This is a genomic window from Pseudoalteromonas sp. DY56-GL22 (assembly GCF_041414715.1).
In the GTDB taxonomy this organism is placed as follows: domain Bacteria; phylum Pseudomonadota; class Gammaproteobacteria; order Enterobacterales; family Alteromonadaceae; genus Pseudoalteromonas; species Pseudoalteromonas simplex.
Genome location: NZ_JANHZR010000011.1, coordinates 40,186 through 52,949 on the forward strand (window position 1 = coordinate 40,186; position 12,764 = coordinate 52,949).

Here is a 12,764-nt window from a genome sequence, read left to right on the forward strand (position 1 = left end):
ACATTATGTTATGGGCGCGGTTTTTATTAAAGACCTAAATGCGCTTTTATTTCGTTGACTTGCTGCTTAAGATCTTCGATTTCGCTCAGTAATTGTTGCACTTCACTGTTGTTATCCTGCATCGGCTCACTAGCAGCCATATCCTCAGTGATGCTGTCTGGGTCAACAAATAAGTGCATATAGCGGCTCTCTCGTTTGCCTGGCTCTCGTGCTAAGCGTGCAACATGTTCTTGCTCAATGAGTGTATTTAATGCGGCTTCAACTTCATTGACATTGCTAAACTCAGCTAGTCGGTTGCTGCGCGTTCTTAGCTCTCCCGGTGTTTGTGGGCCGCGTAGCAGCAGTAAACAAATAATGGCGCGTTGCTGCTCAGTAAATTGCAAACTGCCAAATTCGGTATTACAAAAGCGGTGAGCATATTTATTAACCCGCCCTGACAACCCTTCATCAAGAGTTACTAAGCGTGATGCAATAAGCTCATCTAGGGTATCTTGTACTTGCGCCTCAGTGAGAGACAGTACCGGTTCACGGTTAGATTTTTGATTACATGCATTAGTGAGGGAGTTTAAAGATAACGGATAATGTTCGGGTGTTGTACTTTGCTTTTCGAGTAAACAGCCAATAACGCGTTGTTGTATCGATGATAATTGCATGATTTTATTTCTCTTTAATGTGCTGCACTTAGCCAAATTGCTAATTTTTTATTTAATGAGTCAAAGTTAAGGGGTTTTGTTAAATAATCATCCATGCCAGCATCTAAACAGCGTTCTTTGTCACCCTGCATTGCATTGGCAGTTAGTGCAACAATATTGACTTTCTGATGTGCTTCGCCAGCTTTTCCTAATCTTATTGCCTTTGTTGCTTGATAGCCGTCCATTTCTGGCATTTGGCAGTCCATTAGCACTAGTTCGTAAGGGGCATTCTCATTATTTGCTAGTTTTGTTATTGCCTCAAGACCATTTTCAGCAATGTCAAAACTAATACCTGCTTGTTTGAGTAAGGCGCCAGCAACCACTTGGTTAACTTTATTATCTTCGACTAATAAGACGCGAGATGATGTACTCGAAGCTGGCATGGAAATTTTAGCGATGCTTTGTTCTTTATTTACTTGTTGTTGTTCAATGTACTTTTCGTTAGCCAAAGAGTTAAATAAGTCTGAAGGGGTTAAAGGTTTAAATATAATACTTTGCGCTTCTAAAGTTTGTTTAGATTGCTCTTCAGTTAGGCTCATAGGTGCCATTAAAATACATTTACATGCATTGTTATTATAATATTTTTGGAACGCTCGTTGCTCTGATTGTTCTGCTTGCATATAAAGTTGGTAATCTATAAAAACTGCATCGCAAGGTGGCTCTTGAGAGTGGGCCGCACGGTTAATTAAGCTTGGCATATTGCCAATAACTTCAACTTTTGCTCCCCATAATTGCAATTGTTTTTTAGTAATGCTGCTACTGAGCTTGCAGTTGTCAGCAATTAAAATGCGTTTTTTATCAATTAAGTGACTTGGCTCATGCAGCTGCTTTTGGTAGTCAAATTTTACTTTAATTGAGAAATTGAACGTGCTGCCTTCTCCATAAGAACTGACAACATTTACATCGCCGCCCATTAGAGTACAAAGCTGTTTAACAATGGCAAGACCAAGGCCTGTGCCGCCATATTGCCGGGTAGTTGAAGCATCAGCTTGAGTAAAAGAATCAAAAAGAGTTGCTTGTTTTTCTGGTTTTATGCCTAAGCCATTATCAACAACAGAGCAATTCAGATATAACTCGTTATCAGCAGTTTCAAGTTTGGCTATCACGACTATCTCACCGTCTTTTGTGAATTTAACTGCATTACCTATTAGGTTATTGATGATTTGCCTAATACGATTTGGGTCGCTTATGATAAATTCACGTTTGATATGAGTTGCATCTAGTAACAGTTTGGTATTGTTTTGCTCTGCTTTTATAGCAAATGATTCAATGGTATCGCCTAGAAGTTTAGATATATTAAAACTCACGTTTTCGATATCGAGCTTACCAGCTTCAATTTTTGAAAAGTCTAAAATATCATTGATAATATGCAGCAATGACTCTGCTGATGACTGTGCCAATTCAAGATGATGGCTTTGTTGTTTATCTAATTTTGTTTGTTTAATGATATTAAGCATGCCAATAACCCCATTCATCGGGGTGCGGATTTCATGGCTCATACTTGCTAAAAATTCACCTTTTATTTTTACTGCTTGTTCTGCTGCATTTTTCGCTTGAACTAGCTGATGTTCAGTTTCTATACGCTGTTGGCTTGCATGTAAGCTACCAATAAGTGCCGCAACTGCAATTAAAAAGCTTTCCTCGTTTTTACTCCAATGTCGTCTTGATGCGCTGTTCTCTGCGCACACCACCCCCATACTTTTACTTCCAGTCGGAATGATTGCAGTAAGCATGGAGCGAATATCAGCGCGATCAAAATAATTGCTAGCTAACTCCTTGGTAAACGGGTGGTGATATGCATCACTCGCATTTATAACGGCGTTATTGTTAATGGCATCAAAATAGTTAGGGTGTTCTATTTGCTGTAACGACACTGCCCGACTAAAACGCGATTGATTTTGATCATGACTAGCAAACGAGTTAAGCGTTTGTCGGTCTTCGCTAAATAACCAAATGCTTGCTCGATCAACCTCTAGTGCTTGGCATATCGCTTTTACAATTACATGCTTAGATAAGTTTAAATTACCCGTTAAGACGGCTTCGTGAACAGTTAATGAGGCAAGTATTTCGTTGTGCAAGGCAATTTTATTGTTTTCAAGCTCAACGCGTTTGCGAGCATCTATGTTTTGTAATGACCCAAATAGTTTGATACAGCGGCCATTCTTATATTCAGATTCGCCATGCGCTAAAACCCAGATAGCTTCGCCTGATACAGTAATTATTTGCACTTGAGTTTCAAAGCTTTCACCTTCTTTTATCGCTTTTTCGATTAAGTGGCGAATTTTGTCACGGCTGTAACCGGGTTTAAAATAGTCGAGATTGGTTGGCCATTGTGGTTGTTTATTGAGTGGCAACTTAAAGATTTGTTTAGTCATATCTGACCAATAAACAGCTTTGGTCTCGAGATTAAATGACCACGCACCTACTTTTGCTAGGCTACTCATTGTTTCGAGCATTCGCTCGCTTTTGTATTGGCGCTCGAGCATTTTTAAAAAGAACACACAAGCACCCGCAAATAATATACATACGATAATTATGGCGATACGTAACGGCCAAATGGCTGATTTTGGTGGATGCCAACCTGCTTTCGGAACAGCATACATACGCCAATTCCCGCCAGGGAAATTAATGCCAAAATTAAGTGGTGTGTCATTTAAAATAGCGCTATTTCCGTAGAAAAATTCCCCCTCAGCACCTAACCCGTTTCGACCCTGTAACGCTATGTCGTAGTGCTTATTTAAAGCTAGAAGCCCCGAATTGTTATAAACTTTATCAATATCGAGTACGACAGAAAGTAATCCCCAAAAGTGCTGTTCTGGTGGTGTAAAAATAGGCATGCGAGCTATTAAGGCTTGACCGCCTTGTACTAGTTCTAAGGGACCTGCCATGACAATTTTGTTTTCATCGCGCGCCTTAATTGCATCGTCTCGCTGCGCGGCGTTTTCTAGAAAATTGAGACCAATTGATTTCTCATTTCCTTTTAGTGGGTAAGTCATCTGAATGATCATGTTTGGTGCAGCGCCGATATTTCTTAATTCTGAAGAGGTTTCGAATAATGGCGTGGCAATTTGAGAAAAGCGGCTTTGATTTAAATTTGGCTCAGCAGCAACTGCGACGGCAAGGCCGCGAACAAGTTGAATATTAGAGATTAGAGTCGCCTCTAACTTTGCACGGTAAGCGCTAACTCGCGCAATCTCCTGAGCACGGAACGCATCTTTTTCTCGGCTATAGTTTAATTGATCGATGATTAAGCCAATTACAATAACTAGCGCAAGTGAAAACCAAAAGGCTAACTTTAGTTTTTGCAGTTTTTTATTATCGGTTTCAGTTGCTAATGGCATGAGAAAGATTGATTTCTAAACTATTTCCCTACTATAGACAATTTCTGAGGCAATTAACAATCATCAGCTAATCAAGAAAACTAAATTTAAATATTTGGATAGCAACACTATTTTTTCACAAAACTCAGGTTAATATAGCAGGTTAATACAGTGTTACTTTAGCGCAAGGGTAAATGGCATGTTCAAGATAATCAAATGGTTATTAATAGGTTTGTTCGTTGTGGTGTTACTCGCAACAGGGCTTGTTTATGGTGTATTAAATCTAAGTTTACCGGCTCTTGATGGCCGGGGTAAAAGCGACGCTATTTCGCAATCAGTGAAGATTGAACGAGACACTTTAGGGCTGGCTGTTATTCATGCCGAAAACCGTTTAGATGCAGCCTATGCTCTTGGTTTTGCGCATGGTCAGGACCGATTCTTTCAAATGGATTTACTGCGCCGTAATGCCGCAGGTGAGCTTAGTGAATTATTTGGTAAAGCTGCTGTTGGGCTTGATAAAAAAATGCGTTTTCATCAGTTACGCAAACGTAGTCAGATTGCTGTTGCGCAGTTACCAGCAAAAGATAAAGCGCTATTAAAAGCTTACGCGAATGGGGTTAATGAGGGTCATGCGCAAGTAGGTTTCGATAGTTTTGAATATTTACTGACTGGCGCTGAAGCAAAACCTTGGCAAAGTGAAGACAGCTTACTAATCATTTTTAGTATGTATTTAGATTTGCAAACGGCTACCTTTGAACGCGACAAAACACTGATCGAAATCGAAGATCTCTACGGTAAGGCGATGGTCGACTTTATTACTCAGCCTAGCCTTTATCAAGCGGCGCTCGATAACAGCGTATTAGCACCTTATAACGGAGGTATTCCAAATCTCAAAGACGCTCAATGGGCTATGACTGAGATTGCAGAGCGCAAGGAGCTTGGTAGTAATAACTGGGCAGTTACTGGGCAGTTAACTGAAACTGGTGCTGCAATGTTGTCAGACGATATGCACTTATCATTTGCTGTGCCAATCATTTGGTACCGTGCCCAGCTCAATTATCCACTCAATGGTGAAATGCAGCAAATCACCGGTGTGTCATTACCTGGCGCTCCAGCAATTGTAGTTGGCACCAATAATAAAATAGCTTGGGGATTCACCAATGGTTACCTAGATACAGCCGATTGGATAGCCCTTGAGAGTAAAGAGAAAACGTGGCAGATAGATGAACCCATCTTACTCAATGACGGCAGCATTGAAAATTATGCTTTAACTATGAGTGAATATGGCCCAGTAAAAGAAATTAATGGCAAACCATATGCACTAAGTTGGGTTGCTCACCATGAGTATGCGGTTGATATGGAATTACTTAAGCTTGAGCAAGCAAGTACGGTTGATGATGCACTAGCGCTTGCGGCTGAAGTGGGTATTCCTGTCCAAAACTTGATGGTTGTTGATGATCAAGGTAACGCCGCTTGGAAGAATATGGGAGCCGTTCCAGCCCGTAAAGAGCCCCATCAATTAGCGGTGGCTGAGCAAGCGTATCCTGCAGCGTGGCATGAAAACGAAACGCTGCGTCCATTTGTTAAAAACCCAGACAGTGGCCGATTATGGACGGGCAACTCACGCGTTGTTTCCGCAGAGGATGACCAGCGCTTTGGTAATGGTGCTTATGCCATGGGGGCTCGCTCGGCACAAATTCGCGATCGATTATTTGAAAAGCAACAGTTCAACGAACAAGATTTTTATGACTTACAACATGATAATGAAGCTCGATTCTTAACAGCTTGGCATAAACTGCTGGTCAAACAGCTCAGCAACGCAGGCGATAAATATGCGCTGTATTTAAAAGAGCTAAATAATTGGCAGGCGTGTGCTTGTAGCGATTCAATTGGTTATACCTTAGTAAAGCGTTACCGCAGTGAAGTAATTAATGGTTTATTTAGTCCATTAGAGAATAAGCTAAAAGCCCTCGACAGCAGCTTAAAACCAGTAAAACGAGACTTAGAGCCTGCTGTTTGGCAACTTATCGAAGCGCAGCCTGAAGCATGGTTAAACCCAGAGTATGCAAACTGGAATCAGCAAATGCTAGCTGCATTTGATCGCGTTATCACTAAACTAACCGAGCAGTACGGTAACAACCCGCACAGCTGGGAGTGGGGTAAGGTCAACGAGTTAGTGATTGAGCACCCATTTGCCAAGCAAATACCGGTACTTAAAAGCTTATTGAATATGCCTACGGCGCCTGGGTTTGGTGATACCTTTATGCCTTCAGTACAAGGGCGTAGTTTTGGTGCTTCGCAGCGCTTTATTGTTCAACCAGGGCATTTAGATAAAGCGATTATGGCTATTCCGGGTGGGCAATCTGGGCATCCATTGTCAGAATTTTATCGTGCCGGGTTTAACGATTATGTCAGTAATGGTTTAACGCCATTATTGCCGCAAGAGATTGCACATAGCATTACTATTGAGGCAATTAATTAATCTTCATTTTCAAAAAATGTACTTTGAGCATGCACTATCGTGGTCTTATTACGGCCAGAGTGCTTGCTCTCATACAGCGCTGAATCTGCATACTGCAGCATTTTTTCTATGGGAGTAAGGGGTTGCCATTCAATTAAACCAAAGCTCATAGTTACTTTTAAATCCGGACAGTCAGGGTGAGCTTCCAATGCTGCTATTTTTGTACGCAAAGCTTCAATTTTTGCAAAGGCTTGGCGTTCATTAGATTGAGTAAGTATTAGTAAAAACTCTTCTCCGCCCCAACGAACTGCAATATCATCCTCGCTCATGAATTCACTGATGAGTCGTGAAATATTCACTAAAATAGTATCACCTTTATCATGCCCGTAATTATCATTGATTCTTTTAAACTGATCGATGTCTGCCATGGCCATGCAAAGAGGGCTGTTATTATTTATGCAACTTTTGCGTGCATTCATAATTAGCTTTTTAGCAAAGCGGCGATTGAAAAGTTTTGTAAGAGGATCCCGGGCTGCCATTTCCGTTAACTCTAGTCGTTGTGAAAGAGTAATCTCTCTAATGAAGCCCATGCCATAAATCATAGGTAAGCCAGCAATAATTATATTAATTATTTTAATATGGGGAAGCAGCTCAGAGTAAGCAAAAGGGTAGTTTGTATTTGAAAAAAACACATACAACAATGCAAAAGCAATGATCATTAACACGCTATACAAAGAAGCTCGCTTTAAAGTTAGTTGATAGTCGATCATTAACAGGCAAGACACAGTCCATAGATAAAATTGAAATCCTGCATCTAAGCCAAGCATTGCACAAACAATGGTTGAGTGAATAACAACTTCAAGACAAAACACACGAAGAGCTAAGGAGGTTAAACCTTGTTTGATTAGAAAAATTCCTCCAGCCCATGCACACACACTTAGAACATTTACTATTGCCAAAGTAACTGCACCAATGTGAGCGAAAACGGGAATTAGCACAACGTGGACTGCGAGTGCAAAGTAAGCAATCTTCAAAATAATAAGAAACTTAACATGCTCTATTTCTTGTAACTCTGATTGCTTAGGTTGTTTTAAGAGATGTTTTAGCAACCGGACCTCTTAGACAGCTAGGTGTAAAAACTAGTATAGATTAAAATTTAGGCTGTGAAGAATTAAAGAGATTTCTGTTTCTTTAATTCATTTAATTTAATCGGGTTAAACACCAGTTCACTTCGTTTTTGCTAAGCTTTAAGCTTGGCAGGACTGTGAATTAATGCCACTCTAATCAAACCATCATTGATATCGGCTTGCCGTTTGCCTTGATAATATTTTCGTGCCTAAAAAGGAGTAGTTATGCCGGCGGAAAAAACGCATTTAGAGATTTGTAATCTAACTAAAGAACAGTACCCACAAATAAAGACCCTCATGGATCAAGCTTACCCAGGGCTTGGAGGTGCTTGGCCAAGCCATACTATTTTTAGGCTAATAGACCAGTTTCCGGAAGGGCAAATAGGCATTGTTGACGATGGTGTTTTAGTAGGCATCGCCTTGAGTGTACAGGTTGATTACGCGCGCTTTTCTAACCCACATACCTACGAAGATATTGTTGATGGTCACGACCGTGTATTTAGTGATCCTGAAGGTGATGCACTTTATGGTTTAGATGTGGTGATTTCATCAACTCACCGAGGGATGCGACTGGGTCGTCGCTTATACGATGCGCGTAAAGAGCTGTGCCGTCAGTATAACTTGCGCGCTATTTTAGCGGGTGGACGTATTCCGCGCTATTACAATCACAGTGCAGAGATGTCTCCGATGGAGTACATCGAAAAAGTTGACCACAAAGAGCTGTATGATCCGATTTTAAGCTTTCAGCTATCTAATGATTTCCAAGTTAAACGTTTACTTAAAAAATACCTTCCTGAAGATCAGGAGTCAGTTGGTTATGCCACTTTACTAGAGTGGAATAACATTATGTTTGAGCCGACTGATACGGTACTTGAGTCGACCAAATCAATTGTCCGTGTCGGTGCCGTACAATGGCAAATGCGTTGTGTTGAGTCTGTGGAAGAGCTGCTCAAGCAGGTGGAGTATTTTGTTGATACAGTATCAGATTATAAAAGTGACTTTATTCTGTTTCCGGAATTTTTCAATGCCCCGTTAATGGGTCTCACTGAGCAAAGCAATCAAACGGAAGCCATTCGTTATCTGGCCGAATACACAGAAACCTTCCGTGATGCGATGTCACGCATGGCGGTTGAATACAATGCCAATATTATCACCGGTTCCATGCCACTCGCTGAAGACGACAAGATTTATAATGTTAGCTATTTGTGCCACCGTAGCGGTAAAATTGATGAGCAGCGTAAAATTCATATTACCCCTCACGAGCAAAATGACTGGGTGATCCAAGGTGGTGACAAAATTGCGGTATTTGAAACGGATGCGGGTCGTGTCGGTATTCAAATTTGTTACGATGTAGAGTTTCCTGAGCTGTCGCGTATTCTCGCTAAGCAAGGATTAGATATTTTGTTCGTGCCATTTTGGACAGATACAAAAAATAGTTACTTACGTGTTCGTCATTGTGCGCAAGCACGTGCAATCGAAAATGAATGTTATGTTGTGATTGCAGGCTCGGTTGGTAACTTACCTGAAGTAGAAAGCTTAGATGTACAGTATTCGCAATCAGCAGTGCTTACCCCTTCAGATTTCTCGTTCCCGCATGATGCAACCTTGAATGAAGCAACGCCAAATACTGAAATGCTGTTATTCAGTGATTTAGATATGGATAAACTTAAAATTCTTCACAGTGAAGGAACGGTAAGAAACTTAAAAGACCGCCGTGAAGATTTATATGATGTAATTTTGAAAAAGCGAGAACAATAATGGCGTGGTTGTATTTAATTGTCGCAGGGCTGTTAGAAATTGGCTGGCCTGTTGGCCTTAAAATGTCTCAACAGGCAGATAGTCGCTGGTTAGGGATTGCTATAGCTGTCGCCTTTATGGTCGCTAGTGGCTTTATGTTGTGGTTGGCGCAAAAGGATATTCCGATGGGGACATCCTATGCAGTATGGACAGGTATTGGTGCTGCTGGCACTTTCTTGGTTGGTATTTTATTTTATGGGGATGCCGCTACATTTGGCCGCATTGCCGGAGTACTGTTGATAATTAGTGGTGTAATAACCCTAAAGATTAGTCATTAAAAAAGCGGCATAGCCGCTTTTTTAATGACTAGAAATAAGCCTAATTGGGTAGCATTACAAGAATGGCAGCCAGTGCAATTAACACAAGCCCCGCCGTGTCTTGGCGTTTTAACGGCTGTTTTAACCAAAGAATCGATACCATAATGGTAAAGAATACTTCTATCTGCCCCAGTGTTTTTACATAAGCAACATGCTGCAAGCTCATGGCGCTAAACCAACCAATAGAACCTAAACAGCTACAAATACTAACAGCGGTCGTGGTGCCTTTGTGTTGCCACATTTTCTTAAAAGTATCGCGCTCTTTGAATGCAATATACACGCATAGCATCAGTGTTTGTAAACTGATTATCAGCACTAACACCCAAGCTGCAGAGTGCGGAAAAGTCAGCCCTGAACTTAAACTTGCTTCACGGATCCATGATGAAGAGAGAGCAAAAGAAGTGCCGCAAGCAAGCCCAAGCAGTGCGGTGCCCAAATTAAAGTGTTTAACATTCGCGATGCCACTTAATAGCAGTACCGCAATTGCACCAATAAATACGCCAACCCAGCCCAGTAACGACAGTGCTGAGCCAAAGAACATGACACCTAAAATGGCCGCCATTAGCGCTTCACTTTTAGCAAGCCCTGCACCGACTGCAAAGTTATTCATTTTAAACAGCTTTACCATTAAACCTGTGGCAACAATTTGGACGATACTGGCGCCAACAATGTAGCCAATAAAAGCCAGATTAAAGTCAGGAAGTGCGGCGTCTTGATATTGATAAAGTGCAAATAAATACAGGGCAGCAATTGGGCTGGCAACGATAAAGCGAGCAAGCGTTACCCCGGCAACACTCACTGTTGCACTGAGTTTGCTTTGCAAAGCGTTGCGCCACGACTGCATAAATGCCGCAAAAATAGTTAAGAAAATCCAAGTCATATTGAAAATAAATTAATGAGGAGTATTTATACCCAAGCCACCTCAAGATGTGAGTTTCAGTTGGAATTAAAAGCGATTTAGGCAAGGCATTGATTGCAAATAATAGTGGTTCTATTGTTAAAATCAATAACGCAGTATAAATCGCTTTTAAACCAACCCTTTGGGCGCTTCACAGGCACTTACTCTCATCGTTGTTACTTCTTAAAAGGGACTGCCATTCTTGCAAAGTACCGCCTTGATATTAAGCTCCTGTGAAACGCTGAATTCTGCATCTTGAGGAGGCTTGGGTATATAGTAACAAAACCAAAGTGTTAGAGCATCAGCTTATCGACCAACTTGAGAAAAACTCAGCTGTGACAATATGCCGCAGGGCTTTTATGCTGACTTTAGACTATAGTGACAATGATGCTATTGCTGGCCGCTGCTGTTATATGTAGCGGCTTTTTTTTGTTTGCGTTAGGGTAAGCTAAAACAGTTAAAAAATAAGGAAATATCATGACCATACTGATTATCTGCGCACTCATCGCAGTACTCATCCCCTATTTGGCCAAAGCGCCTGTGGCTTTTGCACAAAATAAGTTGTCAGGCTACGACAATAAGCACCCACGCGAACAACAAGCTAAACTAACCGGCTTTGGTGCTCGTGCGTTGGCAGCACATCAAAATAGCTTTGAATCGCTGATTATTTTTGCTGTCGCTCTGGCAGTCGTAATAGGTAGCAATAATGTCTATCAGGTAACTGAGACCCTTGCGATTGTGCATGTTATTGCCCGTGTGTTGTATTGTATTTTCTACTACATAAACCAGGATATTTTACGTTCATTAGTTTGGCTTGTTGGCTATGTTTGTGCTGTGGCTATGATTGCTCTTTGTCTTTAGCGATAGAGCTAGTAGTCAAAAACCACAAAGCAAGCGGCTTAAATAAGGCGCTTGCTTTAGGGTCTTAAGTGATTGCTTTTACTTAGAGCTAACTTTAATTTTCTCTATTAAATCCTTTGCTTGGTAGTTTTCGTCTAAGGCGAAATCGAGTTGTACTAATGCGTTTTTAAAGCCGGATTCAGACGGCGCATACTGCCATTTTTTTAAGGCTCTTTTCGCTTCTCGATTGAAAACACCTTCAGGCTCTGCACTTACCACACTTACATTGCTGGTGGCGCCGCTTGGTAAAATATCGTATTTCAAAACGACTGAACCGCTAATACCTTGCTCTGCAGCTTGAATAGGGTATATCGGCTCTACACGCATAACCGCTTGATAGTCTTTTGTCTTTTCAACTGACATCGGCTGTTTTGCAATCGCAAAGCTGCTAAGCATGCCCGCTGTAAAAATAACTAACGCTGTTTTTGCGATAAATGAGCTGTTGTCGATCTGCTTTATTTGGTTTAGACGTTGTAACATGGTGTTTTTATCTCCGTATTGTGAATAAGCCATTAAGCCTGTTCTGCTAAAGCTTGCACAGTGCACTAATGCCTTACTGTATAAAATTCGTTGTTCAGTTGATTTATTTTTGAGTACTTGCTCATCACATGAAAGCTCTTGAATACGGCGCAGACTTGCATAACCAAGCCAAGCGACAGGGTTAAACCACAACAAAATAGTGGCACTTAAAGCGATGGCATTAATTAGGTTGTCTTTGCGTTTAATGTGCACTGATTCATGCTCTAAAATAAGCGCTAAAGCATGGTTATCGTAGTGACTTTGATAGTTTGTAGGCAGCACTAGCTTGGTATTTAAAACCCCTACAACCATAGGTGAGCTCACTTGGTTGCTTTGGTATAAGCGCATACTTTGATTGCTGTGATGATCAAGCGTAATTGGCGCTAACTGCAGTTTTGCTAGAAAACGGTAATGAAAATATACGGCAGTGATCAGCAGTGCGGCACTAATAAAGCCATAAATAGCAAACCAAGTGAGCGTAAACTGCGGCATTATTGCTTTGTTTGGCGTGATAGTCAGCTTACTGATAAAGTCGTTTTGAATTGGCTTTAAGTGCTCTGGTAGGTTCGCTAACAATAAACTAATTGGTAAAAGCGCCCAGAGTGTATAAACCAAGCGTGCCGATAGCTGGCTTAGTAACTTTCGCTCTAACAGCAATAAAAACATAATTGCAGATGAGATCAAAAGTTGTTGATCTAACAGCCAATTAAAAAATACATCTAACATAACAACG

9 protein-coding genes are annotated in these 12,764 nt (G+C 41.1%); 4 read left to right on the forward strand and 5 right to left on the reverse strand.

The annotated features are described in order from the left end of the window. Positions 1-26: 26 nt before the first annotated feature. Positions 27-653, reverse strand: coding sequence for a YceH family protein (locus NO991_RS18540; RefSeq protein WP_138598950.1), 627 nt, complete (start codon positions 651-653; stop codon positions 27-29). Between the two features lie 14 nt (positions 654-667). Continuing rightward, a complete protein-coding gene (locus NO991_RS18545) occupies positions 668-4,033 on the reverse strand; it encodes an ATP-binding protein (RefSeq protein WP_054554642.1) in 3,366 nt (1,121 codons plus the stop codon). A 178-nt stretch (positions 4,034-4,211) separates the two neighbouring features. Here NO991_RS18545 and NO991_RS18550 point away from each other — a divergent pair, with 178 nt between their 5' ends. Then, positions 4,212-6,494: a penicillin acylase family protein gene (locus NO991_RS18550; protein WP_300359336.1), complete on the forward strand. Its 2,283-nt coding sequence runs from the start codon at positions 4,212-4,214 to the stop codon at positions 6,492-6,494. Here NO991_RS18550 and NO991_RS18555 read toward each other — a convergent pair. After that, the gene (locus NO991_RS18555; protein ID WP_194442860.1) at positions 6,491-7,582 is read right to left on the reverse strand and encodes a GGDEF domain-containing protein; all 1,092 of its coding nucleotides are present in this window, start codon (positions 7,580-7,582) and stop codon (positions 6,491-6,493) included. The two genes, NO991_RS18550 and NO991_RS18555, sit on opposite strands and share 4 nt — an antisense overlap. Before the next feature lie 243 nt (positions 7,583-7,825). Here NO991_RS18555 and NO991_RS18560 point away from each other — a divergent pair, with 243 nt between their 5' ends. Together NO991_RS18560 and NO991_RS18565 are read left to right on the forward strand one after the other, a co-directional pair. Further along, on the forward strand, positions 7,826-9,358 hold the full coding sequence (locus NO991_RS18560) for a carbon-nitrogen hydrolase family protein (protein ID WP_194442861.1): 1,533 nt from the start codon (positions 7,826-7,828) through the stop codon (positions 9,356-9,358). Beyond that, entirely contained in the window at positions 9,358-9,675 is a 318-nt protein-coding gene (locus NO991_RS18565) for a multidrug efflux SMR transporter (RefSeq protein WP_054554646.1), read from the forward strand. The genes NO991_RS18560 and NO991_RS18565 overlap by 1 nt, the downstream gene beginning before the upstream one ends. A 40-nt stretch (positions 9,676-9,715) precedes the next feature. On the opposite strand, the gene NO991_RS18570 is transcribed toward NO991_RS18565, so the two are convergent. Then, positions 9,716-10,594: a DMT family transporter gene (locus NO991_RS18570; RefSeq protein ID WP_138598955.1), complete on the reverse strand. Its 879-nt coding sequence runs from the start codon at positions 10,592-10,594 to the stop codon at positions 9,716-9,718. A 495-nt stretch (positions 10,595-11,089) separates the two neighbouring features. Between NO991_RS18570 and NO991_RS18575 the strand changes: the two genes are divergently transcribed. Beyond that, positions 11,090-11,473 carry an MAPEG family protein gene (locus tag NO991_RS18575; protein ID WP_166341435.1) on the forward strand — a complete coding sequence of 128 codons (384 nt, stop codon included), beginning with the start codon at positions 11,090-11,092 and terminating at the stop codon, positions 11,471-11,473. A 78-nt stretch (positions 11,474-11,551) separates the two neighbouring features. Here the strand turns inward: NO991_RS18575 and NO991_RS18580 are convergent, their stop codons facing one another. Then, positions 11,552-12,757 carry a TonB family protein gene (locus tag NO991_RS18580; RefSeq protein WP_371352275.1) on the reverse strand — a complete coding sequence of 402 codons (1,206 nt, stop codon included), beginning with the start codon at positions 12,755-12,757 and terminating at the stop codon, positions 11,552-11,554. Positions 12,758-12,764: the final 7 nt, after the last annotated feature.

Bases quoted from the DNA above. Each gene is read 5' to 3' on its own strand.
- NO991_RS18540 (WP_138598950.1), bottom strand. From the start codon at position 653: ATGCAATTATCATCGATACAACAACGCGTTATTGGCTGTTTACTCGAA.
- NO991_RS18545 (WP_054554642.1), bottom strand. From the start codon at position 4,033: ATGCCATTAGCAACTGAAACCGATAATAAAAAACTGCAAAAACTAAAG.
- NO991_RS18550 (WP_300359336.1), top strand. From the start codon at position 4,212: ATGTTCAAGATAATCAAATGGTTATTAATAGGTTTGTTCGTTGTGGTG.
- NO991_RS18560 (WP_194442861.1), top strand. From the start codon at position 7,826: ATGCCGGCGGAAAAAACGCATTTAGAGATTTGTAATCTAACTAAAGAA.
- NO991_RS18565 (WP_054554646.1), top strand. From the start codon at position 9,358: ATGGCGTGGTTGTATTTAATTGTCGCAGGGCTGTTAGAAATTGGCTGG.
- NO991_RS18570 (WP_138598955.1), bottom strand. From the start codon at position 10,594: ATGACTTGGATTTTCTTAACTATTTTTGCGGCATTTATGCAGTCGTGG.
- NO991_RS18575 (WP_166341435.1), top strand. From the start codon at position 11,090: ATGACCATACTGATTATCTGCGCACTCATCGCAGTACTCATCCCCTAT.
- NO991_RS18580 (WP_371352275.1), bottom strand. From the start codon at position 12,757: ATGTTAGATGTATTTTTTAATTGGCTGTTAGATCAACAACTTTTGATC.